22 protein-coding genes, 1 tRNA gene and 1 riboswitch are annotated in these 22,889 nt (G+C 58.4%); of the genes, 14 read left to right on the forward strand and 9 right to left on the reverse strand.

Annotated elements, in window-relative coordinates; all coding sequences use genetic code 11:
- From fabG to mltG, 4 genes are all read left to right on the forward strand, one after another.
- Complete coding sequence (gene fabG / locus ABL922_RS08525) at positions 1-738, forward strand: 3-oxoacyl-[acyl-carrier-protein] reductase (protein WP_349023789.1); 738 nt, start codon at positions 1-3, stop codon at positions 736-738.
- 102 nt (positions 739-840) lie between these two features.
- Entirely contained in the window at positions 841-1,074 is a 234-nt protein-coding gene (locus ABL922_RS08530) for an acyl carrier protein (protein WP_115549017.1), read from the forward strand.
- Between the two features lie 143 nt (positions 1,075-1,217).
- On the forward strand, positions 1,218-2,474 hold the full coding sequence (gene fabF / locus ABL922_RS08535) for a beta-ketoacyl-ACP synthase II (protein WP_349023790.1): 1,257 nt from the start codon (positions 1,218-1,220) through the stop codon (positions 2,472-2,474).
- Positions 2,475-2,478: 4 nt separating this feature from the next.
- On the forward strand, positions 2,479-3,450 hold the full coding sequence (mltG, locus tag ABL922_RS08540; RefSeq protein ID WP_349023791.1) for an endolytic transglycosylase MltG: 972 nt from the start codon (positions 2,479-2,481) through the stop codon (positions 3,448-3,450).
- A 6-nt stretch (positions 3,451-3,456) separates the two neighbouring features.
- On the opposite strand, the gene ABL922_RS08545 is transcribed toward mltG, so the two are convergent.
- Positions 3,457-5,403 (reverse strand): alkyl sulfatase dimerization domain-containing protein, encoded by a 1,947-nt coding sequence (locus ABL922_RS08545; RefSeq protein ID WP_349023792.1) that lies wholly within the window; start codon positions 5,401-5,403, stop codon positions 3,457-3,459.
- A gap of 231 nt (positions 5,404-5,634) precedes the next feature.
- Here ABL922_RS08545 and ABL922_RS08550 point away from each other — a divergent pair, with 231 nt between their 5' ends.
- Positions 5,635-6,153, forward strand: a complete 519-nt coding sequence (locus ABL922_RS08550) for a 2'-5' RNA ligase family protein (RefSeq protein WP_349023793.1) — start codon at positions 5,635-5,637, stop codon at positions 6,151-6,153.
- On the opposite strand, the gene ABL922_RS08555 is transcribed toward ABL922_RS08550, so the two are convergent.
- From ABL922_RS08555 to ABL922_RS08570, 4 genes are all read right to left on the reverse strand, one after another.
- Positions 6,137-6,670, reverse strand: coding sequence for a hypothetical protein (locus ABL922_RS08555; protein ID WP_349023794.1), 534 nt, complete (start codon positions 6,668-6,670; stop codon positions 6,137-6,139). The genes ABL922_RS08550 and ABL922_RS08555 overlap by 17 nt on opposite strands.
- 59 nt (positions 6,671-6,729) lie before the next feature.
- Complete coding sequence (locus tag ABL922_RS08560) at positions 6,730-8,631, reverse strand: TonB-dependent receptor (RefSeq protein WP_349023795.1); 1,902 nt, start codon at positions 8,629-8,631, stop codon at positions 6,730-6,732.
- Positions 8,632-8,727: 96 nt separating this feature from the next.
- Positions 8,728-8,925, reverse strand: a riboswitch (cobalamin riboswitch).
- 31 nt (positions 8,926-8,956) lie between these two features.
- Positions 8,957-9,370 carry a holin family protein gene (locus ABL922_RS08565; protein ID WP_349023796.1) on the reverse strand — a complete coding sequence of 138 codons (414 nt, stop codon included), beginning with the start codon at positions 9,368-9,370 and terminating at the stop codon, positions 8,957-8,959.
- A 50-nt stretch (positions 9,371-9,420) separates the two neighbouring features.
- The gene (locus ABL922_RS08570) at positions 9,421-9,963 is read right to left on the reverse strand and encodes a glycosyl hydrolase 108 family protein (protein WP_349023797.1); all 543 of its coding nucleotides are present in this window, start codon (positions 9,961-9,963) and stop codon (positions 9,421-9,423) included.
- Between the two features lie 294 nt (positions 9,964-10,257).
- Between ABL922_RS08570 and ABL922_RS08575 the strand changes: the two genes are divergently transcribed.
- The 5 genes from ABL922_RS08575 (at position 10,258) to ABL922_RS08595 (ending at position 15,309) form a co-directional block, all read left to right on the forward strand.
- Entirely contained in the window at positions 10,258-11,373 is a 1,116-nt protein-coding gene (locus ABL922_RS08575; protein ID WP_349023798.1) for an acyl-CoA dehydrogenase family protein, read from the forward strand.
- A 23-nt stretch (positions 11,374-11,396) separates the two neighbouring features.
- Complete coding sequence (locus ABL922_RS08580; RefSeq protein WP_349023799.1) at positions 11,397-12,656, forward strand: acyl-CoA dehydrogenase family protein; 1,260 nt, start codon at positions 11,397-11,399, stop codon at positions 12,654-12,656.
- 12 nt (positions 12,657-12,668) lie between these two features.
- Positions 12,669-13,445 carry an SDR family NAD(P)-dependent oxidoreductase gene (locus ABL922_RS08585; RefSeq protein WP_349023800.1) on the forward strand — a complete coding sequence of 259 codons (777 nt, stop codon included), beginning with the start codon at positions 12,669-12,671 and terminating at the stop codon, positions 13,443-13,445.
- A 31-nt stretch (positions 13,446-13,476) separates the two neighbouring features.
- On the forward strand, positions 13,477-14,448 hold the full coding sequence (locus ABL922_RS08590; RefSeq protein WP_349023801.1) for a nitronate monooxygenase family protein: 972 nt from the start codon (positions 13,477-13,479) through the stop codon (positions 14,446-14,448).
- A 132-nt stretch (positions 14,449-14,580) separates the two neighbouring features.
- Entirely contained in the window at positions 14,581-15,309 is a 729-nt protein-coding gene (locus ABL922_RS08595; protein ID WP_349023802.1) for a hypothetical protein, read from the forward strand.
- 80 nt (positions 15,310-15,389) lie between these two features.
- On the opposite strand, the gene ABL922_RS08600 is transcribed toward ABL922_RS08595, so the two are convergent.
- Positions 15,390-15,466 (reverse strand) — tRNA-Pro (locus tag ABL922_RS08600).
- 196 nt (positions 15,467-15,662) lie between these two features.
- Here ABL922_RS08600 and yajC point away from each other — a divergent pair.
- From yajC to secF, 3 genes are read left to right on the forward strand one after another with little or no spacing between them, the layout of a single operon-like run.
- Positions 15,663-15,992 (forward strand): preprotein translocase subunit YajC, encoded by a 330-nt coding sequence (yajC, locus tag ABL922_RS08605; RefSeq protein ID WP_349023803.1) that lies wholly within the window; start codon positions 15,663-15,665, stop codon positions 15,990-15,992.
- Positions 15,993-16,029: 37 nt separating this feature from the next.
- Complete coding sequence (secD, locus tag ABL922_RS08610) at positions 16,030-17,628, forward strand: protein translocase subunit SecD (RefSeq protein ID WP_349023804.1); 1,599 nt, start codon at positions 16,030-16,032, stop codon at positions 17,626-17,628.
- 16 nt (positions 17,629-17,644) lie between these two features.
- On the forward strand, positions 17,645-18,625 hold the full coding sequence (gene secF, locus ABL922_RS08615; protein WP_349023805.1) for a protein translocase subunit SecF: 981 nt from the start codon (positions 17,645-17,647) through the stop codon (positions 18,623-18,625).
- On the opposite strand, the gene ABL922_RS08620 is transcribed toward secF, so the two are convergent.
- On the reverse strand, positions 18,622-19,806 hold the full coding sequence (locus tag ABL922_RS08620; protein ID WP_349023806.1) for a glycosyltransferase: 1,185 nt from the start codon (positions 19,804-19,806) through the stop codon (positions 18,622-18,624). The two genes, secF and ABL922_RS08620, sit on opposite strands and share 4 nt — an antisense overlap.
- A 124-nt stretch (positions 19,807-19,930) precedes the next feature.
- Positions 19,931-20,494 carry a helix-turn-helix transcriptional regulator gene (locus tag ABL922_RS08625; RefSeq protein WP_349023807.1) on the reverse strand — a complete coding sequence of 188 codons (564 nt, stop codon included), beginning with the start codon at positions 20,492-20,494 and terminating at the stop codon, positions 19,931-19,933.
- Positions 20,495-20,637: 143 nt separating this feature from the next.
- On the opposite strand from ABL922_RS08625, the gene ABL922_RS08630 reads away from it, so the two are divergent.
- Positions 20,638-21,108 (forward strand): DUF6456 domain-containing protein, encoded by a 471-nt coding sequence (locus ABL922_RS08630; RefSeq protein ID WP_349023810.1) that lies wholly within the window; start codon positions 20,638-20,640, stop codon positions 21,106-21,108.
- Here ABL922_RS08630 and ABL922_RS08635 read toward each other — a convergent pair.
- The coding region (locus ABL922_RS08635) for an ABC-F family ATP-binding cassette domain-containing protein (RefSeq protein WP_349023808.1) at positions 21,109-22,889 on the reverse strand (1,781 nt) is incomplete at its 5' end.

Below are 22,889 nucleotides of genomic sequence, written 5' to 3' on the forward strand. Positions count from 1 at the left end.
ATGTTCGATCTTACAGGCATGACCGCGCTCGTCACGGGCGCTTCGGGCGGTATTGGCAGTGCAATCTGTCATGCGCTGGCCGGGCAGGGTGCGCGGCTGGCGGTTTCGGGCAGCAATGTCGAGAAACTGGAAGCATTTCGTGCATCGCTCGGCGGCGACCATGTCGCTGTGCCTTGCAACTTGGGCGACAAGAACAGCGTCGAGGCGCTGGTTCCGGCTGCACTCGAAAAGCTTGGCCAGATCGATATCCTTGTGAACAATGCCGGGGTCACCCGCGACAATCTCGCTATGCGGATGAAGGATGAGGAGTGGGAAGAGGTGATCAAGATCAACCTTGAAGCCGCCTTCCGGCTGATGCGTGCCGCAACCAAGCCGATGATGAAGGCGCGTTTTGGCCGCATCATCACGATCACCAGCGTCGTTGGCGCAACGGGCAATCCGGGGCAAATCAACTATGCCGCGTCTAAAGCCGGCCTTGTCGGCATGTCCAAGGCGCTGGCTGCCGAACTCGCAAGTCGCAACGTCACCGTCAACTGCGTGGCACCCGGATTTATTCGCACCGCGATGACCGACGTGTTGCCCGATGCACAGAAAGATGCGCTCAATGCGCGAATCCCGATGGGCCGCATGGGCGAGGGCAGCGATATCGGCGCAGCCGTCGCCTATCTGGCTTCGAAAGACGCAGGCTATGTCACCGGTCAGACGTTGCACGTAAATGGCGGAATGGCGATGCTCTGACCCGCTTCGTCGGCCACAAAAGCACTCCCCCCTTGCCAGCCGCCTTGCTGGGCATTAGGGGCGGATTTCGAAATTCAAATCCCAAACAAGAAGGGGCATAAAATGAGCGACACCGCGGATCGTGTAAAGAAGATCGTCGTCGAGCATCTCGGCGTTGAGGCTGACAAGGTCACCGAAGCAGCCAGCTTCATCGACGATCTTGGCGCAGATAGCCTTGACATCGTCGAGCTGGTGATGGCGTTCGAAGAAGAATTCAACGTCGAAATCCCCGACGATGCGGCTGAAAAGATCTCGACCGTCAAGGACGCGATCGATTTCATCAACGCCAACAGCTAAGTTGAGGCTGCTTTGCGCAGCTGAATGAGCGAAATTTGCAAGCGGCTTTCCGGGCAGGCGTGAACCTGCTGGAAAGCCGTTTGCTTTTTTGACCGCGCTCGCCTTAATGGGGCGCGAACCAATTGCACGATGGAGAGCGTCACATGCGTCGGGTTGTTGTTACAGGTTTGGGTCTGGTTACGCCGCTAGGGGGCGATGTCGAAACGACTTGGGCGAACCTTTTGGCATCCAAATCAGGGGCCGGGATGATCACCCGCTTCGATGCGAGTGACCACAAATGCCATATTGCCTGCGAAGTGAAGCCTAAGGACCATCCATGGGGCTTTGATCCCGACAAGCGCGTTGACCATAAGGTGCAGCGGCAAGTCGACCCATTCATCATCTACGGCATCGATGCCGCGGGGCAGGCATTGGAAGATGCAGGCCTGACAGAAATGTCCGACGAACTGAAAATGCGCACCGGCTGCTCGATCGGTTCGGGTATCGGCGGCCTGCCAGGGATTGAAAGCGAATCGCTGGTGTTGGCTGAAAAAGGCCCGAGCCGCGTTTCGCCACACTTTGTGCATGGGCGCCTGATCAACCTGATCAGCGGTCAGGTTTCGATCAAATACGGATTGATGGGCCCCAACCATGCCGTGGTTACCGCTTGCTCTACCGGCGCGCACTCGATTGGTGACGCTGCACGCATGATCAGGGATGATGATGCCGATATCATGCTTGCGGGGGGAGCCGAAAGCACGATCAACCCGCTGGGTGTTGCCGGGTTCGCTCAGGCACGTGCGCTCAATTCCAGCTTCAACGACCGCCCCGAACAGGCCAGCCGCCCTTATGACAAGGATCGCGACGGTTTCGTGATGGGCGAAGGCGCAGGCGTGGTGGTGCTTGAGGAATATGAGCATGCCAAGGCGCGCGGCGCGAAAATCTATGCTGAAGTTGTCGGCTACGGCCTGTCGGGCGATGCCTATCACGTCACGGCCCCGCATCCCGAGGGCAAAGGCGCGGAACTGGCGATGCGGATGGCGCTGCGCAAGGCTGGGCTTGAGGCGGGCGACATCGACTATGTCAACGCGCACGGTACCTCGACCATGGCCGACACTATAGAGCTGGCGGCGGTAAAGCGTGTATTGGGCGACGATCTGAGCGGCGCATCGATGAGCAGCACCAAATCCGCCATCGGCCACTTGCTGGGCGGTGCTGGCGCGGTGGAGAGCATCTTCTGCATCCTCGCGATCCGCGACCAGATTGTGCCGCCGACGCTCAACCTCGACAATCCGGATGAGGGCACAGAGGGCGTTGATCTTGTCCCGCATGTCGCGCGCAAGCGTGAGGTGAAGGCAGTGCTCAACAATAGCTTCGGCTTTGGCGGCACCAATGCCAGCCTTGTCATGAAGGCTATCTGATCGGATGAACCGGCTGTTCAAAGGGCTGCTGATTGCAGGTGGCCTGCTGTTCCTGATTATTGCAGGCAATTTTGTCTATGGCTGGAATGCCGCCGGGCCATTGGCTAAAGAAACAGCGGTTCTGATCAAGCCGGGTGCGAGCATTCGTTCTGCAGCCGAACAGCTGGAAGATATCGGCGCGATCAAATCCGCCGATGCCTTCATCAATCGCGCGCGGATTTTCGGGGCATCGAGCACGATCAAGGTCGGCGAATTCCTGATCCCGGCGCGCGCCTCCAACTCTGAAATTCTCTCGATCCTGACCGGCGGCAAGACCGTGCAACGCATGGTGACCGTGCCTGAAGGGATGCCGTCGATCATGGTCTTTGAGCGGCTGATGGCCAATGCCCGGCTGACGGGCGAAATTCCGGTTCCTGCTGAAGGATCAGTGCTGCCAGACAGCTATGCGTTTGAAAAAGGGGAGACGCGCGCAGCGGTTGTCGCGCGTATGCAGGCGGCGATGCAAGAGGCGATCGATGATCTCTGGCCCAAGCGCAGCAAAGACACGGTCGTCAAAACACCGCAGGAAGCGGTGACGCTGGCGTCGATTGTCGAAAAGGAAACGTCGAGGAAATCGGAACTCAAAATGGTCGCGGGCGTCTATTCGAACCGGCTGACCAAGGGGATGATGCTGCAGGCGGACCCGACAATCATCTATCCGATTACCAAGGGCAAACCATTGGGACGTCGCATCCGCCAGTCCGAAATATCGTCGGTCAATGATTACAATACTTATTCGATGGTTGGGCTGCCCAAGGGTCCGATTGCCAACCCTTCCAAAGCGGCGATCGAAGCGGTGCTGAACCCGCAAAAAACCGAGGCATTGTTCTTCGTCGCTGATGGCACGGGCGGCCATGTCTTCGCCAACACGCTCGAAGAACATAATGCCAATGTCGAGAAATGGTACGCCATCCGCCGCGAACGCGGGGAGATGTAACCCCGCTTACGGCTCGGCAATGTTGTAAGGCGCTGGCATCGGATCGAGCGCAGCCTGCAGGGCTTCCACCGCTGCCCTGTTGCCCTCAATATTCAACCCAGTCGCTTCAAGTTGCGTCAGCGGCATTTTGAGGAACAGCATAGCGAGATAAAGCTGGCGCGGCCCGGTTACGGTCGCGTCGGGCGTATCGTGGGTAGCGCCCATTTCGCTGATCATCACAGCATTGCCGACACTGACCTTTGCTTTTTCCTGCCGGTCCGAAATCACAAAGTTGATCTTCAATTTCTGGTCTTTGATGATCTCTGGATTGAGCCGCGTCGATACGGAATCGAGCAGCAACGGCGTCGCGATCGCCGAAATCATGTCGACGCTTTGCGAGGCGATGCTCGGCGTCAGCCCTTGCCTCAGGTCGCGCGCGGCGGAAAGGAACTGGTTGCGCCAAATTGCCGATTCCGCCTGATAGCCCTGCTGCTCATAGCTGTCGGCCAGCAAGACGCGCGCTTCCGCATTTTTCGGTTCGGCGAAAACAAGCTGGTGCAGCAGGTCGGAAGACCAGCGATAGTCGCCTGCCTTCATCGCACGTTTGGCTTCGGCCACCACTTTCTTCGAGCCGCCCATTGCAGCCACCAGACGCTTGCCGCGCTCCTCGGGAGGGTGCGGGTTCAAATTGGCGGGGATCGCATCATACCAGCCCAGATAGCGCTGGTAGATGGCCTTCGAATTGTGGCTGTAGGTGCCATAATAGCCGCGGTTGAACCATTGGTTGGCAAGAGATGCCGGTGCCTTAAGCCGCTCGGCGATTTCGGTCTGGGTGAAGCCCTGATTCATCAACCGTACGGTCTGATCATGCAGGAAGCGATAATTGTCGCGGTGCCCGGACAGCCAGCCCTCGACTTCTTTCTTCCCAAAACGCGGCCAGCAATGGCTCGACATAATCGTATCAGTGCGTTCGGCGTAGAGGTTGACCGCTTCGCCCAGATATTGTGACCAGGCGAGCGCATCGCGCACCTTCGCGCCGCGCGGCGTCAGCACATTGTGCAGGCTACAGGTTGCAATTTCAGCGGCCAAGAAACTGCGGGCGGCGGGAACATAGACGTTCATTTCCGCCGGCGCTTCGGTTTCTGGCACCATCTGGAATTCGAGTTCGATCCCATCGACAACGCGCTTGTCACCGGTCTTCTGGATACTGTCAGTCGGCGTGAGCAATGTGATCTCCCCGCCCGCAACGCCGCGACCGATACCGCTGCCCATCTGGCCCTGCGCACCCGGCGTCAGGCCGGTGCCGAACTGATAATTGGCGCGACGTCCCATCGCGGCCCCCGCCATCACATTTTCGGAAGCGGTTTCCTCGATGAAATGGGCAGGTGCGATGATGGCCACCTTGCCAGCTTTGATGTCTGCCTCGCTGGTGACGCCGCGCGCACCGCCGAAATGGTCGCCATGGCTGTGGCTGTAGATAACGCCAGTCACAGGACGCGCACCCAGTTCCTTGTTCACCAGTTCGAGCGCCGCCGCCGCGGTCTCGCGCGTGGTAAGCGGGTCGATCAGGATCCAGCCGGTTTGCCCCTTGATCACGGTCATGTTCGATACGTCGAAGCCCCGCACCTGCCAGATATTGTCGGTAACTTTGTAGAGGCCGTGATGGCGCAGGACGGTCATATGCCGCCACAGGCTGGGGTTGACAGTGGCAGGGGCATCGCCTTCCATCCATTTATACGCGTCGAGATTCCAGACGGGCCTGCCATCCTTGGCGCGGATGATCGGGTCGGCGCGTGTGGCGACAAAGCCTTGCCGCGCAAATTCCAGATCGCGACCATCTTCAACCGGTAGGCTGGCTGCCTCGACCTTTTGCGCGGCAATTGTGGCCTCGCTCGCGGGTTTGGGTTCCAGGGCCGGGTCAGCGGCGAATGCGGGTGTCGCAATACCCAGCAGCAAAAGCGGAATCAGGCGCATATATTCTCTCCCTCGACTGACACCTAAGTCAGTAAAGCGCGGCACTGCAACCCTCATTGATATCGCCGAAGTCGATTAGTGAATGCGAGACAGTCGGTTTTACCGCGAAGGCGTGTCCTGCTAGATATCACGCTCCGCCGGGGCCGGTGTCGAGACCCCCCCCAAGCCCTCGCCCGGTTCCGGCAATCTCCCTATCTTGTAGTCCGGCGCTACAGCGCATAGTCCGGCGATATGCCAGAAACCGCGCCGATCATCGTCACCGCAACTATGGGCAAGGCTGACCAGGCCTGGGCAAACGCTCTGCGGGCGAAGCATTTCCCGCCGGAGCGCAGCTATTTGCAAGCGCATATCACACTGTTCCACCATCTGCCGCCGGGGCATTGGCCGGAGGTCAAGACGCGACTGGCAAGTCTAGCACATGAATTTGCGACACCCGATGCTTGGTTGCGTGAAGTGATGTTTCTCGGACGCGGTGTGGCCTATCGGGTTGAATGCCCCGATTTGCTGGCAATGCGGGAGGAACTTGCGACGGACTTGCAGGGGTTGCTGACTCCGCAGGATCAGGCGAAACCCCGCCTCCACATTACCGTGCAGAACAAGGTCGAGCCAGCAATTGCAAAGGCGCTATTCGCTGAATTGTCAGCCGGTTTTGAGCCGAGGTCGATGGAAATCAAAGGGCTCGCCGCGCATTACTATCGCGGCGGCCCGTGGGAACCAATCCAGAACTGGAAATTCAGCGGGCGGGGCTGAGGACTGCTTTGTCGCCAGTCACTTGGCCAATGATCCAGCGCAGTGCGAGCAGGCCTGCGAACCACATGGCGTCGTTAATAGCGACGCCGGAAACGATCTCTGCGGAGAAATTCTCTGCACCACCGCCGAACTGGGCATAAGCGCGCAGCAGCACCTCATAGACCACAAAGGCCGAGACGAGCGCGGCGATACTGCGAAATACGCTGCCCTCCACTTTGGCGACCGCAAGGCGAGCAACACCATATCCAGCCAAGGTTGCAGCGAGGATCGCTACACCATGACCGACGGCCTGTGCATCCCAGGGGAAGTTCATCAGCAGGAAACCTACGGCTTGATTGGCTGCCCACACCGCGCCAACCAGCGCGATGCCGCTGCGGCGGTCAAGCGTCAGCGCGGCCAGCGCTGCAATTGCCGCGAAAGGAAATATACAGGCGAGCGCAAGGCTGCCGAGGACGGTTGCACCTGCCAAGGTGGCGGGCCATGCTGCGGTTTTCGGGTTCAGCAAAGTGTTTGCCATATTCATATTCCCTTCCAATTGTTTCCGACGGTAGCGGGCTTTACCCTTCCGTCAATTCCCTAAAATTTCGCGCGCAGCCCGATATGGGCGTTGCGGCCGTAAGCTTTATAGCCAGCGACGGTCTGGTAATCGGTATCACCTGCATTTTCGACGCGACCGTAAAGTTCGAGCGCGTCGCTAATATCGTACGCGGCGCGAATGCCCGCCAAGACATAACCATCCATTCGCACCGAACCGCCAAAGCCATCGAGGCTGTAGCTGGCGAGGCGCAGATCTGCGCCCAATTTCAACTTACCAGATGCTTGCCAATCGATGCTGGCATTCAGGCTGTGCACCGGACGGCGCAGATGGCGGACGAAGTTCACGGCACCATCTTCGCGCTTTTCGGAATCAATATAGCTGTAGTTCGCACGAACGCTGAGGTGGTCGCTGGGGCGCAATTCGACAAAGGTTTCGATCCCCTTGGCGCGTGACCGAATGATATTGTTGTAACGGTAGATAAGCAAATCGAAGTCGATCATGTTTTGCGCGCGGCGCTGGAACGCCGTCGCACCAAAGCGCAATTGGCTATCGAGCAATCCTTGCTCAAAGCCTAGTTCATAGCTTTTGGCGACTTCTGGCTTCAGCCCGGGGTCCCCGTAAAAGCTGAAGAGCTGATATAGGGTCGGTGCCTTGAAACCCTCGCCATAGGCCGCGCGGATAACCGTTTGGGCTGACGGTCGCCACGCGGCGTTGGCGCTGAATGTCGCCTTGGTGCCAAAGCTTTTATGGTCGTCGACGCGCGCCCCCAACGTGATGGTCAGCTTGTCGGTAGGATCGATGATCGCTTGTGCATATGCACCTGAATACTGGGTTTCTGCAGGTGCAAATCCGTCTGTAAATCGCGACCGCTCATGTTCGATACCAAACACGGCGCGCAATGGCTGGGCGAGTTGCCAATCGCCTTGATATTCGACCCGCTCCGTCCGTCCGCGCGATAGAAAGTCAGGTGCTGCTGCTCCCGGTGCGGCAAAATTGTCGCGGTTGATGTCGTTGAAAGTGAGGGCGATCCGGTTCTGCAAATCGCCAAAGCTGGCATTGATGCCGGCATAGCCGATTACTTGCTGTCCGGTCGAATATTCGGGCGTGTCTGAAAGGCTGTAGAGGGGAGGGAGAAAACCATCCAGCTCCGCGCGGCTGTGCGCATAATAGCCCCGCAGATCGATGCTCACCGCGTCGCTGAGTTTGACCTCAAGAGCTCCATTGGCGGCATATTGCCTATAGCCATCGGCCTCACTGCCATTAGCCGCGGCGGAAATCCCATCGTCGCGGAAATAACCACCGCCAAGGCTGGCTGAAATTTGGTCTCCAGATATCCCATATTGGCCAACCAGATTGGTGCGGCTGTTGCTGCCATATTCGGCGCGCAGCGCTCGGTTATTGGTCGATCCGGGGCGCGCTGTGATGATATTCACCACACCGCCAATCGCCTGGCTGCCCCACGGCACCGAATTTGGCCCGCGCAGCACTTCAACCCTGTCGACATTGCCGATCAGCAAGTTGCCGAAATCGAAACCGCCACCGGGGGATGAGGGATCGTTCACGCGAACCCCGTCGATCAAAGTCAGTGTCTGCTCCCCTTCGGCGCCGCGGATACGCACCGCAGAAAAGCCGCCAATCGGGCCGGTGTTGGATACAGTCACGCCGGGAAGGGTGGCCAGCAGGTCCGACAAGGTGGAAGGCTGACGCAGTTCGATCTCGTCTATGCCGATATTGGAAACCGAATAACCGCTTTTCCTGGACAGCAAATCTGAGCCGGTGGCTGTGACGACAATCATGTCGCGAGATGGCAATCTTTCGGAGTAAAAGCTGCAGCACCCGCCATCGTCCTCGATCGCATCTTCGGTCTCGGCTGTGCTTTGGGCTTGTGCGCTAAACGGCAGTGTCGCCAGTGCGGCTGCAGTCAGTTTCAATATTTTCACATTAATGTCCTTCCTGTGACGTTGCATTCAAATGCCGTCACGCGAAGGAAAGCTCCGAAGAACTTCATTCGAACGTCCGCGTTTTCCCGCACGGGCGAAGGACTGGCTGCAACAGGCAGGTCTCCTGGCTCCCGGGTCTTTGCTCCTCCCGACCTTCCCATGCCAATAACAAAAAGAGCACAGTGGTCACATTGGGCTTCGCTCGCCGGTCACAGTTGCGGGTACAGCACCGGATTGACACCGGCTTCCCTTTTCACCCCGGTTTCCCGGGGCACCTGTTACGCGGAGGGTGGATAGGGCGGAGATATCGGCCCGTCAATAGCGCCTATTTCTCCACCCCCTTCACTTTCCCCCACTGGCGCGCAGCGGTATAGCCGAGATAGCCCGTGCCGAAGAGCGCGTAGAGCGGCTCCGGCAACCCCGAAAGATAGGCGTTCATACCTGCTGCAATGTCTAGTGCGGCTTGCGGGCGGAAGGCGGCGATAAGGCCCATGGGAAGCGACCAGAGGATGATGATGTACATCACATAGAGAAAGCTGGGCCGCGCACGGCTGGTCCATGGGTCGGGCGATTGCGCCTCCGCCAGTATAGCCGACAACTGGGTGCGGAGCGTTTCCAGTTCCTGACTTCCCTGCAGCTTGATCAATTCAATCTTCGCCGCGTCGCGCGCCTTGGGATCGGGGATCAGCTTGTCGATCAACGCGGCGATGGGACCGATCAGGGTTTCGATGATGGGCATTTTGGTTCCTTTCGAAGTTGACAAAGTTGACGCCATGTCGCGCAACAAAATTATCCGATCCGGTTGGCGAGCCAGCCATAGACAAAGGCCTCTTGGCTAGGGCGGGCTTCGGCGATGTTTATGTAATGCGCGCCCTGCAGCGCCTCGACTGCCTTGAGCAGCACAGCTTCACCGCCTTCGCCACGTTTGCGCAGGAATGCCTGCAGCGCGCTGATGGTCGCGGTGCCAATCTGGCGGTCGATAGCGAGATCGGCAAAGTCGCGGCCTTCACGGTTCAGGGCATTGAGCGCGCGTTGCAGGAAGGCGGTTGCCGTTCCTGTGCCCATGTTGATCCCGGTATCGAACAGTTCGGCGGCAAGGGCAGGGGCATGTGCCGCAACCTCGTCAAAGCGCGGCTTAAACCAGTAAAGCCTTTTGTAGATGGCTGCCGCGTCGCTGCGCGGCAAAGCGCGCATATCGCCGACATAGCCCTGTCGCCGCGCGACTGCTTCGGTGATACCCCAGTTGGTGGGGCCGCCACGATCAGCGGGATGGTTCACATATCCGCCCTCGCGTTCGATAACGTCGTCAATCAGTTCATCGATATTGGCCATAGTTCCGGTTCGTCCTTTCGTAGAACGAATCGAAATAACCAAATAGGATATATGTAGGACAGAGATATTTCCAATAACAAGATTTTTAGGGATCTCGTCATTCCCGCGTAGGCGGGAATCCATCACCTGCCGTTCAAATGTACAAAACCGGTGATGGACCCCCGCCTACGCGGGGGAGACGGATGACAGGGGGTATAAATTTTTAATCGCGCGATTAAATCTTGTTGCCCGACGGTCTGAATGGCGTATTGAAGAATCAGACGAAGCAGCAAGCAAGTTAGGAGGGGCGCGCAGATGAATTTCGATTTTTCCGAAGAGCAGTTGGCATTGAAGGAAGAGGCGCGGAAGTTCCTCGCTGCGAAATGCCCGCCCGATCGCGTCCGCAAATTGATGGACGAAGACAGCCCGGGCTTTGATCCGGAACTTTGGGCACAGGTCGCCGAACAGGGCTGGCTGGGCGCCGCGATCCCCGAAGAGCATGGCGGGCTGGGCCTTGGCTATCTTGAGCTCTGCTGCATATCAGAGGAACTGGGCCGCGCAGTCGCGCCGGTTCCCTTCGCCTCAACCGTCTATTTCTTTGCGGAAGCGCTATTGCGCGCAGGTACGCCTGAGCAGAAGGCCAAATATCTGCCGCGGGTCGTCACTGGCGAACTGATCGGCACGATCGCCAGCGCCGAGCAGGCGGGCGCGGTTTCGGTCGCCAATATCAGCGCCGAGGTTTCTGGAGGTAAGCTGACCGGCGTCAAAATGCCCGTCACCGATGGCGTAGTTGCGCATCATGCCGTGGTGCTCGCCAAGGAAGGCGGAAAGCCGACGCTGTATCTCGTCGATCTCAATGGTCCCGGCGTCACCCGCGAGGCTGTGATCACGATCGACCGTTCGCGCGAAGCGGCCCGCGTCGAATTCAAGGATGCGCCGGTAGAGCGGCTTGGCGAAGTCGGCGATGGTCTTGCTTTGTTTGAAGCCATCAACGACCGTGCGGCGGTTCTGATAGCCTTCGAGCAGGTCGGCGGTTCTGACATGTGCCTCGAAATGGCGAAGAATTACGCACTCGAACGCTTTGCCTTTGGTCGAGCAATTGGCGGTTATCAGGCGATCAAGCACCGTCTGGCCGATATGTATGCCAAAAATGTGCTTGCGCGCGGCAACGCCTATTATGGCGCATGGGCACTTAACAGCGATGCCCCCGAACTGCCGATCGCGGCTGCGGGTGCCCGTATCTCGGCATCGGACGCCTATTGGTTCGCGGCCCGTGAAAATGTGCAAGTGCATGGCGGCATGGGCTTTACGTGGGAGGTGGACGCCCACCTTCATTACCGCCGCAGTCGCCAGTTGGGTCTGGTCGCCGGATCGGCGCGCAGCTGGAAACATCGGCTCGTTAGCATGTTGGAACGCCGCAACGCGGCTTGAGGATTTTAGGGAAGGACAGAAAAATGGATTTCAACGACACTCCCGAAGAAGCCGAATATCGCGCCAAGGTGCGCGCCTGGCTCGAAGAAAATGCCCCGCGCGGCGTCAAGGGCGCATCGCTCGGCGACGAGGATGAAAGCCAGATGGATGCCTGCAAGGCATGGCAGGCGAAAAAGGCTGCTGCCGGTTATGCGCAAATCCGCTGGCCCAAGGAATGGGGCGGTGGTGGTGGCACCACGATCCAGAGCGTGATCTTCGCGCAGGAAGAATCGCGGATGGGCGTGCAGCTTGGCGGCCCATTCGCGATCGGCCTTGGCATGTGCATCCCGACGGTGATGGCAACCGCCGATGATGAAACCAAAAAGCGTTTTGTCGGCCCCGCCGTGCGTGGCGAGACGATCTGGTGCCAGCTCTTTTCCGAACCCGCTGGTGGCTCCGACGTGGCCGCGATCCGCACACGCGCGATCAAGGATGAAAGCTCGGTTGATGCCAATGGCGATTTCGATTGGGTCATCAACGGCCAGAAAATCTGGACGTCGGGTGCGCATTATGCCGATTATGGCATCGTCCTCGTCCGCACCGATCCTGATGCGGTGAAGCATAAGGGCCTCACCATGTTCTGGATCGACATGAAGTCGCAGGGAGTCGAGTGCAAGACGATCCACCAGATGTCGGGCGCACGCGGTTTCAACGAGGTGTTCTTCACCGATGTCCGCATCAAAGACAGCCAACGCCTCGGCGCGCTGCATGACGGCTGGAACGTCTCGATCATCACCCTGATGAACGAGCGCGCGTCGGTCGGCGGTGGCGGCGGTGCCCGTGGCGGCGGAGCGATCAAGGCTTTGCAAGTCGCGCAGAAAATCCGCGACGAAAATGGCGAACCGCTGTCGAATAACAGCACCGTTCGCGAAAAGATTGCCGAACATTATGTTCGCGCCGAAGGGCTTCGCTTCACCGGAATGCGTTCGCTGACCGCATTGTCACAGGGCAAGACGCCGGGTCCGGAGCAGTCGGTTTCAAAGCTGGTACAGGCCGCCGCGATGCAGGATCTGGCCGACTTCATGGTTGATCTGCAAGATCAGGCGGGGATTATCCGCGATCCGTCACTCGCAGTCGAAAATGCCGATTTCCAGGAAATGTTCCTCGGTTCGCCCGGTGGGCGTATCGCGGGCGGTACCGACGAAATCCTGCGCAACATCATCGCCGAACGCGTGCTGGGACTGCCAGGTGAAATCCGCGTCGACAAGAGCATGCCGTTCAAAGACCTGCCCACCGGACGCTAAGGAGTACAGGTGATGAGCTTTCCGTTACCCAATATGTCAAATGACTTGAGCGGGCGGGTAGCGCTCGTCACCGGTGCCTCGTCGGGTCTTGGCGTGCGCTTTGCGAAGACGCTGGCTGCCTGTGGGGCCAAGATCGGGTTAGCGGCGCGCCGCACCGACCGGCTGGAAGCGGTCGCGGAAGAAATCCGCGCCGCTGGCGGTGAGGCGATCTGCATTTCGATGGACGCGACCGATGCGGACCAGTTGTTCGCGGCGGTCGATACGCTGGAAAAGGCGTATGGCACAGTCGATATCCTCATCAACAATGCCGGCATTCCCGATGCGCAGCGCGCGCACAAGATGGAGGTCGAACTGATCGACCGGGTGCTCGGTGTAAACCTGCGCGCCCCCTATATCCTCTCATGCGAGGTTGCCCGTCGGCTGATGGCGGCGAAGAAGCCCGGGCGGATCGTCAATATCAGCTCGGTCGCGCATTATAGCTATTCGGGCAATGGCGCGGCACTCTATGCCATCACCAAGACCGCGGTCGCGCGGATGACCGAGGCCTTGTCGCTCGAATGGGCGAAATATGGCATCAACGTCAACGCTATCTGCCCGGGCATGTTCAAGACGGAAATGCTCGATGGCATGCTCGAACGCGTGGGCGATCTCAGCCAGCATGTGGTGCGCAAACGTATCTGCGACCCGGCACAGATGGACAGCACTTTGCTCTATCTCGTCTCGCCTGCCTCCGAATGCGTCACCGGTGCGGTGATCCGCGTCGACGATGGGCAGAGCGCGCGTAACTAATTCAGAAATAACAGGATCAGGAGAAGGACAAATGGCAATCAAGACCCGCATCACCGAAATGTTCGGCGTGGAAACCCCTATCGTGATGGGCGGCATGACCGGCGTGGGCTATGGCGAACTGGTGGCGGCTGTCGCCAATGCAGGTGCGCTCGGCTTCATCACCGCGCATATGTTTGAAAGCGGGCAGGCGCTGTTTGACGAGATCGAAAAGACCCGCAAGCTGACCGATAAGCCCTTTGGTGTGAACCTCACCCTGCTGCCGTCGATCAACCCGATTCCCTATGATGATTATCGCGAAGCGATCATCGCATCGGGCCTGAAGATCGTCGAAACCGCTGGTCGCGCGCCGACCGACCATCTGCCGCGTTTCAAGGAAAATGGCGTCAAGGTGATCCACAAATGCACCAGCGTCCGCCACTCGGTGTCGGCGGTGAAAAAGGGTGTGGACGTGATCTCGATAGACGGCTTCGAATGTGCCGGTCACCCCGGTGAAGACGATGTTGGTCTGATTGTGCTGCTTCCTGCGTGCGTAGATGCGCTTCCCGACACCCCGATCATTGCCTCGGGAGGCATGGCCGATGGTCGCAGCCTTGTTGCCGCTCTCGCGCTCGGTGCGGACGGCGTCAACATGGGGACCCGTTTCTGCGCAACTGTTGAAGCCAAGATTCACGACAATGTGAAGCAGGCAATTGTCGATATGGACGAACTCGGAACCGTGCTGGTTGGCCGTACGCTGCGCAACACCGCGCGCGTCGCCCGCAATGCGGTGTCCGAACAAGTTGCCGAAATCCAGAAAGACCCGACCAAGACCTTTGCCGATGTGAAAGAATTGATGGCGGGCGTCCGCGGCCGTGAAAATGTGCTGCGCGATGGCGACACTGACGGCGGCATCTGGACCAGCGGCCAAAGCCAGGCGCTGATCCACGACATCCCGACATGTGCCGATCTGGTCAAGAACATCATGGCGCAGGCTGAGGCAGTGCGGAAACGGGTTGCTGCATAGCTTTCACGCTCGTTTGCAGTCTCGCAATTACGAAATACCTCCGCCTCGCACCCGTGTGCGGGGCGTTGCTTTGATACTGTGCGATTTGAATAGTCGGTGTTAAGATGATCGCGTCAAAGTGGGAGTAAAATCATGGGACTGCTAGGAAGCATTCGCGAATACTTTGAAAGACGAAAGTTCCAACGCACGGTCTTCGCCCAAGCTCTAAAATTGCACACGCAAGAATACCTCCATGGCGGAACAGTCTTAAGCAGCGTATCGCAGGAGACAAAGGAACGGTTTGTTCAAGAGCTGATGCAGAGAATTGCAAATTGTTTCCAAGCAGAGAATCCAGCTATGGCAGTGCGAGAAGCCATTGTCGAACATGTGCTGGGCTATGCTCAATTGCAGGTCCTTTGTATGACTGAGGAAGAAAAAGCCCAAACCTTCTACTCATCTAACCCATACATTTCCGGGCAACTATGCCATCAAATCGAACTTGCAGCGGAGCATGTTGACGAGGTGGCCCGATTCAAGTGGGAGTCAGAAGCTAACTCACAAGATCTGATGGATTTCTGCAACACAAGATGTGCGCTCCATTTGTACTTCATGAATGCGTTCAATTTGGCGCGCATGGAGCTTGGCGATCAGACGGATCCCGATTGGTTTCGTCCACTCGTTGAGGCCCAGCTTGTCTATGAAGAAAATACTATCCGCGACAAGCTCGCGCTACCGCTTCTGACCAAAGACATGATTGAAGCATTGGCTTACTCTGTCATGTGGAACAAGGTCATGGCTGGCGATGCAAACCCTTTCTACGAATGGTGTCAAACATGGCCTGATAAATATCTTGCGGGGCGTGGTCCTCTGCCGACGCGCTAGGAATACATTGGATAGCGCAGCGTTGGCCATAAAATCGCGGCAAGTGAATCGGCCCAAGCAGCTAGCATTTTATGAAAAATTGGTCGGGACGAGAGGATTCGAACCTCCGACCCCCACACCCCCAGTGTGATGCGCTACCAGGCTGCGCTACGTCCCGACCGCCAAAGCCTGCGCTGCAAGCAATGGAAGCGCGCCTATATGGCGGCGGTTTGCCAAAAGCAAGGGGCCTTGTCGCCTTAGCGTCAGACGCTTTCCCGTTGCGCGTCCATATCCTTAATGGTAACCGCGCGCCTTGGATTTTCGGCAGGGCTTCCTATCTGCCCTTCCAACAAGATTAATCGGGGAACGCCATAATGACATCGTCCATGATATTCGCAGCCGCAGCCGGTGGTGCAACCGGCGCGGCCTTTTTTGTGCAGGTTCTGCCGCTGCTGCTGATTTTCGTTGTGTTCTACTTTCTGCTTATTCGCCCGCAACAAAAGCGCGCGAAGGAACATGCAGCGAAGATCGAAGCGGTTGTGAAAAATGACGAAGTCGTCACCGGTGGCGGCCTGATCGGCAAGGTGACCAAGGTTGCCGACGACCATGTCGAGGTCGAACTGGCCCCGAATGTGCGCGTGAAGGCGCTGAAATCGACCCTCGCGGACGTGAAAAGCCGCGCTACCAAACCGGCCAACGACTGAGCCTTTGCGGCCCGGTGCAATCCCATAGGGGTAATTGATGTTAGATTTTCCACGGTGGCGGGTCACGATGCTCAGTGCGCTTATTGTGCTGAGCCTTCTCCTCGCACTTCCGAGTTTCCTGCCGAAGACTTGGCTTGATCGCATACCCGATGGCGTGCCCAAGGAAACGATCAGCCTCGGTCTCGACCTTGCAGGCGGCAGCCATATATTGCTTGAAGCCGATGTAGCGCAGTTGGAGCGTGACCGGTTGGAGTCGCTGGAAGACAGCGTTCGCACCGCAATGCGCCGCGCAGAACCGCGCATTTCAATCGACAGCGTCACCCGGACAGGTGGCAAGCTGAGCTTTGTCGTGCCTGACAGCGCCCAGATCGACGCCGCGCGTGAAGCCCTGTTGCCGATCGTCGCCAACACCACCGGCGGGCGTGACTGGTCGATCGACGTGACCGATGGCAATCGCATCACGCTCTCGCCTTCGGGCACCGGCAATACGACTATTCTCGATCAGGCAATGAATTCGGCCAAAGACGTGATTGATCGCCGCATCAACGCACTCGGCACGCTGGAACCGACGATCATCCGCCAAGGCGCCGACCGCATTGTCGTGCAGGTGCCAGGCCTTCAGGATCCGCAAGCCCTGAAAGAACTTATCGGCAAGACGGCGAAGCTGGAGTTCAAGCTGGTCGACGAAGGTGCCGATCCCGAACAGACCGCGCAGGGCAAGGCGCGTGTGGGCAGCCAGGTTCTGCCTTACCCGAACAATCCGACCGGCATGCCCAATATCGCCGTGCGTCGTCTCGGGGGCATTACCGGTGACCGGCTTACGGGTGCGCAACAGAGCTTTGATCCGCAGGACAACCAGCCCGTCGTCAATATCCAGTTTGACGGTGAAGGCGGCCAACGTTTTGCGCGCATGACGCAACAGAATACCGGCAAGCTTTTCGCCATCATATTGGACGGACAGGTAATTTCCGCGCCGCGGATCAACGAACCGATCCTCGGTGGTTCCTCGCAGATTTCGGGCAGCTTCACGGTTGAAAGCGCCAACCAGTTAGCGATTGCACTCAATTCGGGTGCGCTTCCGGTTGACCTGAAGGTCGTCGAAGAACGTTCGGTCGGGCCGGATCTTGGGGCTGACTCGATCAAGAGCGGCATCCTTGCTGCGCTGATTGGTACCGCAGGCGTCCTCCTCTGGATGATCCTGACCTATGGCCGTTTCGGTATCTACGCCAGCTACGCCCTTGTCATAAACGTCGCGATGATCCTCGCGGTGATGTCGATGTTCAATGCAACGCTCACGCTTCCGGGTATTGCAGGTTTCGTGCTCACCATCGGTGCAGCGGTTGACGCCAACGTTTTGATCAACGAGCGTATCCGCGAAGAACGGCGCAAGGGAAGGCGCGTTATCCAGGCGCTGGAAAATGGCTATAAAGAAGCCAGCCGTGCGATTTTTGACGCGAATATCACCAACGTCATTGCGGCGGTGCTTCTCTTCATCTTTGGCTCGGGGCCGATCCGTGGCTTTGCCGTCGTTTTGATGATCGGCATCGTCACCTCGGTTTTCACAGCCGTTACGCTGACCCGCATGTGGGTTGCAGGCTGGGTGAAGCGCAATCGTCCGCAAGATATGAATATTTAAGGCAAGGGTTCGGTCCATGAAACTTCTGAAGCTCGTTCCCGACGATACCAATATCGGTTTCCTGAAATGGCGGAATATCGCCTTCGGAATTTCGATCCTGTTGATGATCGCCTCGATCGCCTTGGTGGCAACGCGCGGCCTGAATTTCGGCGTCGATTTTATCGGTGGCCAGATGATCCGCACCACTTTCGTCAGCGAACAGACTGCACCGATTGAAGCGCTGCGCGAGAGCATTGGCGAGTTGGGCTATGGCGATCCGACCATCCAGCGCTTTGGCGCGGAAAATCAGGTATCGATCCGCATGAAGCTGCCCGATGGCGCGGACAAGAAACCCGAACTCGCCAATGAGATGGCGGAAAAAATCATCGTCAAGGTGAAGGAAGACCATCCGAAAGTCCGCATAGACGGGGTCGACTCGGTGTCCGGCAAGGTTTCGAGTGAATTGTTCGACAAGGGCCTGTTCGCGCTGATTGCCGCGGCGCTTGGTGTCGCCATGTATGTCTGGTTCCGCTTTGAATGGCAGTTTGGCATGGGTGCGATCTGGGCGCTGGTGCACGATATCACGCTGACTTTCGGGCTCTTTGCGCTGACGCAGATGGAGTTTGACCTCAATACCATCGCCGCCCTGCTGACGATCATCGGTTACTCGCTCAACGACACGATCGTGATTTACGACCGTATTCGCGAAAATCTGATGAAATATCGCAAGATGGATATGCCTGCATTGCTTGACCTTTCGGTCAACGAAACACTGTCGCGCACGGTAATGACCAGCTTGACGATCCTGACACCTTTGGTGGTGCTGGTGCTGTTCGGGCCCGACGTTATTTTCGGCTTCAGCGTCGCTATGGCCTTCGGCATTTTCGTTGGCTCTTACTCGTCAATCTATCAGTCGGCGCCGTTCCTTATCTGGTTCGGGGTCAGTTCGGACAGCTTTGTGCCGTCTGAAAAGATTGCTGACAGCAAGGTCGAGCGGCTGAACGAAGGCAAAGTCTAAGCTTTTCTGCCCTTTAGATGGCGCCAATGCGCAACCAGCGCGGCGCCATTCGATTCCCAGCTATAATCGGCAACCGTAGCAGCTACCGCTTCGCGGAGGGGCGGTGCACTGAGCAATTCATGCACTGCCGCGGCAATCGCTTCGGCATTGCGTTCGACGATTCTGCCTGCCGTATCTGAATGCAGCACTTCGCGGGCTCCGCCTGTGTCGGTGATGACCAAGGGTGTTCCACAGGCCAGCGCCTCTATCCACGCATTGGCAAGCCCTTCGCTGGACGATGGTAGCACCGCGACATCGGCGGCCTGCAGGTAATGGGCGATCCCCTGATGTGGCAGAGATCCGAGGAAATGGACGCGGTCGGTAACACCCAGTGTATGCGCCATTTTCTCCAGCATCTCCCGGTCGTCGCCTTCACCGATGAGAACAAGCCGTGCGTCAGGCAGTTTCACCATCGCTTCGATTGTAAAGGCCTGACCTTTGCGTGGAATGAGCGCGCCAACACTCACCAGCAGCGCCTCATAGATCGGAACTTGCAACCGCTCACGCAGCATATTGTGCGGCTCGGTTGGAACGTCGAATAGCGCGCGGTCGATGCCGGTGCGATGGACCCGGATCTTGTTTGCGTCGATGCCTAGCATAGCGATATCTGCTTTGATGGCTTCAGACACCGCCAACAATCCGCTGGCTTTTTGCGCGGCTTCAATAATCTGTTCGCGGCATCCTGAAACCGTCGACCAATAATGGATATCTGCGCCGCGTGCTTTGATTGAAAAGGGAAGGTTCAGTGCTTCGGCGACCCGCATCGCGGCCGGACCATCGGGCCAGAAGAATTGGGCATCGATCACATCAAACGGATGCTGCGCATGCAGGCGACAGGCGAGGGGCAGCACGGCCTTTGCGATCGCGGCGGCGTTGCGGGCCGGAGTCATTCCGGGAAAAAGGCTGAAATGGGGGCGCAACACCACCTTTCCATTCCATATGTCTTCGTGCGGCAATCTAGATCGCTCGCGATAGGCGGAGAGTAGCTTGGAGAGCGGCCAGGGGGGCAGTCCGTTGGGGCTGATGCGGACGATTCCTACCTCTCCAGTGACGTCTGCGGCGTCGAGCGACAGTTCGACGAAGCGCCCGAAATTGGGGGCTGCAGTGCTGGGGTATAGGGTGGAGAGCGAAAGTACTCTCACGCCTAACTGCCCAAACCCTCGTCATTCCCGCGAAGGCGGGAATCCAACTCCTGTGGCTCAAATTTAAACTGAAGGAGTTGGATCCCCGCCTTCGCGGGGGTGACGAACATATGAAAGTGTGAATTCATAGCGAACGCACCAGCTTCACGGCGCGGGCAAGCCATGCCGGGTCGGCGACCACCTGTTGGCGGGCACCGGCAGCGAGGGGGAGCAGATGTAGCTTGCCATCTTCGCGCCCAAGCAGCCTGCCAAACAGGAAGCGGCCAGCAGGGCGGGGAACCAACACATCGCAATTGAGCGCCTCTGCAAAGCGTTCGGGCGGGATTTGTTCGCACCAGATTTCGTCGCCACGGCGATAATCGCCGATGCTGTCCATAACCCGCAGTCCTACCATTTCGCCCATTAGGCGTGGCGCAACCATCGTGTCGGCTTTGGTCGGCGCATGCACACCATCGATACCCAGATGCGCAGCGACGGGCAGCTCCTTTTGATCGGGAAGCTGCACCAATTCGCTGGCATCAACGCCCAAGGCGCCTGCAATGCGGTTGAGCCAGTCGAGCGACAAGGTGCGCGTTCCGGTTTCGAGACGCCCGATGGTCTGTGCCGTGGTCGGTGGATCGCAGCGTTCGGCGACATCCAACAGGGTATATCCCTTGGCGCGGCGGACTTCGCGGATACGATGCAGCATAAAAACAGCTTTCAATAACCAAATAGGTTTTCACTGTCCTACATAATTCTCCAAATGGCAAGAGGGCTTTTCAACGATTCGAAGGAACCCCTATGTCGCGCCGTGCAACCGCCAGTGAGCCCGCTATCTATCGTGATCCGCGTATGCTGGTCGAACGAGCGCTTCCCGATCCGGTGGAAGATGCGTCCAGTAGGAAACCAAGACGGACGGTGACGTTAAACCTGTCCGAATCTCCGCTGTCCTGGCTCCATGCACATGGCCACCTGTCCGACCGCCAATTGCTGGCGGGGGAGAAACTGCGCGGCGATTATGAAAGTGCCAATCTCGGACCGCGCACGACAATGGTCTGGGACTCATCACCCGTGTCGCGTGGTAAGCGCGGTGCACCATCTGCTTTCACACCAACCGAACGCACATTGCACTCCAAGCAGCGTTTCGACGGCGCTTTAGGGGCTTTGGGGCGCGATCTGAGCGACATTGCATGGCGGGTGATCTGCGCGGGCGAAGGCGTGCCGGTAGCAGAAAAGGCGATGGGGTGGCCGCTGCGTTCAGGCAAGCTGGTCCTGCGCATCGCACTCGACCGGTTGGGCGATTATTACCGCCTGCCAGGTTGACTAAGAGGCGAGCGCCTCAACCATCTCGGCCACTTCCAGCCAGCGTTCCTCGGCAGCATCCTTTTCGGCGCGCAATGCGTCGATTGCTGCGGTCAGTTCCGCAAATCGCTTCGGATTGCGGGTGTAAAGACTGGCGTCGGACAGTTCGGCTTCAGCTGTGGCGACTTCGGTATCGATTTCCTTGATCCGCTGCGGCAGCAGGTCATAGTCGCGCTGGTCCTTGTACGACAACTTGGCGGCCTTAGGCGGGGGAGGGGCAGCGGGTGCAGATACCGCCTTCTGCACTTTGGGGGCATTTTGCGTGCGCCGGTCGCGCTTCGCCTCCCAGTCGGCATAACCGCCTGCGATAATATCGACTTTGCCCGAACCATCGAGCCCAAGCGTCAGCGTGACCGTGCGGTCAAGGAAATCACGATCGTGGCTGACGATCAGCACGGTGCCTTCATAGTCAGCGATCACTTCCTGCAACAGGTCGAGCGTTTCAAGATCGAGATCGTTGGTGGGCTCGTCGAGCACCAGCAGATTCGCTTCTCGCGCAAATTCGCGTGCTAGCAACAGGCGCGATCTTTCGCCGCCCGACAGCGTCCCGATCCGCGCTTCGACCAGATTGGGGTCGAACAGGAATTCCTTCAAATAGCCCTGAATATGCTTTTTGTGCCCGCGCACGACGATCCAGTCGCTGCCATCGGCGAGCACGTCGCGCACCTTCTTTTCGGGCGACAGTAATTTGCGCTGCTGGTCGATGATGATCCCAGTCAGCGTCTTGGACAGCGTGATCTTGCCTTCATCGGGCGCCATCTCGCCCGTCAGCATGCGGATCAGCGTGGTCTTGCCGGTACCGTTTGCACCGACAATGCCAATGCGGTCGCCGCGCTGGATACGCAGCGTGAAGTCGCGGATAATCTTGCGATCGCCAAAGCTTTTGGAAACGCCCTCCGCCGCGATTACGGTTTTGGTCTTTGAATCGTCGGATGCTGCCGCCAGCTTTGCGGTGCCTTGCGGGCCGAGCATCGAGGCACGTTGCGCGCGCATTTCCCACAATTTGGCGAGCCGCCCCTGATTGCGCTTGCGCCGCGCGGTGACGCCGCGTTCGAGCCAGTGCGCCTCGATCTTCAGCTTGGCGTCAAGCCTGTCGGCTGAGCGCGCCTCTTCGGCGTAAACCGCCTCCATCCAAGCCTCATAGCCGCCAAAACCGATTTCGTTGCGACGCAAAGATCCACGGTCGAGCCAGAATGTCTGGCGGGTTAGGCGGGTAAGAAAGGTCCGGTCATGGCTGATGACCATGAAGGCGCCCTTATAGCGCGTCAGCCAGTCTTCGAGCCATTCGATTGCTGCGAGATCAAGATGGTTGGTCGGCTCATCGAGCAGCAATAGGTCCGGCTCGCTCGCCAGCGCACGGCAGATCGCGGCGCGGCGCCGTTCGCCACCGCTCGCGGTCTTGGCCTCGCGGTCCAGATCAATGCCCAGCTGATCGGCGATGCTGCGGATTTCATGCTCGGGTGGAGCCCGTTCGCCGGACAGGCAATAGTCTATCAGCCGGTCGAACGGCGCAAAATCGGGATCCTGTTCGAGCATGACGATATTGGTGCCCGGAACTACTGTCCGCTTGCCTTTGTCGGGTTCGATTATGCCGGCGACGAGCTTCATCAACGTCGTCTTGCCCGCCCCATTGCGCCCGATCAGCGCCAGCCGGTCGCGCGGGCCGATAAAGACATCGATATCGCTGAACAGCCAGCCAGCACCTTGCTGCAGCGAAAGGCTTTCGTAGGACAGGATGGGCG

It is taken from the genome of Sphingorhabdus sp. (assembly GCF_040079335.1).
Taxonomy (GTDB): domain Bacteria; phylum Pseudomonadota; class Alphaproteobacteria; order Sphingomonadales; family Sphingomonadaceae; genus Sphingorhabdus_B.

Excerpts from the sequence above, each read along its gene's own strand:
- fabG (WP_349023789.1), top strand. The coding sequence starts at position 1 with ATGTTCGATCTTACAGGCATGACCGCGCTCGTCACGGGCGCTTCGGGC.
- ABL922_RS08530 (WP_115549017.1), top strand. The coding sequence starts at position 841 with ATGAGCGACACCGCGGATCGTGTAAAGAAGATCGTCGTCGAGCATCTC.
- fabF (WP_349023790.1), top strand. The coding sequence starts at position 1,218 with ATGCGTCGGGTTGTTGTTACAGGTTTGGGTCTGGTTACGCCGCTAGGG.
- mltG (WP_349023791.1), top strand. The coding sequence starts at position 2,479 with ATGAACCGGCTGTTCAAAGGGCTGCTGATTGCAGGTGGCCTGCTGTTC.
- ABL922_RS08545 (WP_349023792.1), bottom strand. The coding sequence starts at position 5,403 with ATGCGCCTGATTCCGCTTTTGCTGCTGGGTATTGCGACACCCGCATTC.
- ABL922_RS08550 (WP_349023793.1), top strand. The coding sequence starts at position 5,635 with ATGCCAGAAACCGCGCCGATCATCGTCACCGCAACTATGGGCAAGGCT.
- ABL922_RS08555 (WP_349023794.1), bottom strand. The coding sequence starts at position 6,670 with ATGGCAAACACTTTGCTGAACCCGAAAACCGCAGCATGGCCCGCCACC.
- ABL922_RS08565 (WP_349023796.1), bottom strand. The coding sequence starts at position 9,370 with ATGCCCATCATCGAAACCCTGATCGGTCCCATCGCCGCGTTGATCGAC.
- ABL922_RS08570 (WP_349023797.1), bottom strand. The coding sequence starts at position 9,963 with ATGGCCAATATCGATGAACTGATTGACGACGTTATCGAACGCGAGGGC.
- ABL922_RS08575 (WP_349023798.1), top strand. The coding sequence starts at position 10,258 with ATGAATTTCGATTTTTCCGAAGAGCAGTTGGCATTGAAGGAAGAGGCG.
- ABL922_RS08580 (WP_349023799.1), top strand. The coding sequence starts at position 11,397 with ATGGATTTCAACGACACTCCCGAAGAAGCCGAATATCGCGCCAAGGTG.
- ABL922_RS08585 (WP_349023800.1), top strand. The coding sequence starts at position 12,669 with ATGAGCTTTCCGTTACCCAATATGTCAAATGACTTGAGCGGGCGGGTA.
- ABL922_RS08590 (WP_349023801.1), top strand. The coding sequence starts at position 13,477 with ATGGCAATCAAGACCCGCATCACCGAAATGTTCGGCGTGGAAACCCCT.
- ABL922_RS08595 (WP_349023802.1), top strand. The coding sequence starts at position 14,581 with ATGGGACTGCTAGGAAGCATTCGCGAATACTTTGAAAGACGAAAGTTC.
- yajC (WP_349023803.1), top strand. The coding sequence starts at position 15,663 with ATGACATCGTCCATGATATTCGCAGCCGCAGCCGGTGGTGCAACCGGC.
- secD (WP_349023804.1), top strand. The coding sequence starts at position 16,030 with ATGTTAGATTTTCCACGGTGGCGGGTCACGATGCTCAGTGCGCTTATT.
- secF (WP_349023805.1), top strand. The coding sequence starts at position 17,645 with ATGAAACTTCTGAAGCTCGTTCCCGACGATACCAATATCGGTTTCCTG.
- ABL922_RS08625 (WP_349023807.1), bottom strand. The coding sequence starts at position 20,494 with ATGCTGCATCGTATCCGCGAAGTCCGCCGCGCCAAGGGATATACCCTG.
- ABL922_RS08630 (WP_349023810.1), top strand. The coding sequence starts at position 20,638 with ATGCTGGTCGAACGAGCGCTTCCCGATCCGGTGGAAGATGCGTCCAGT.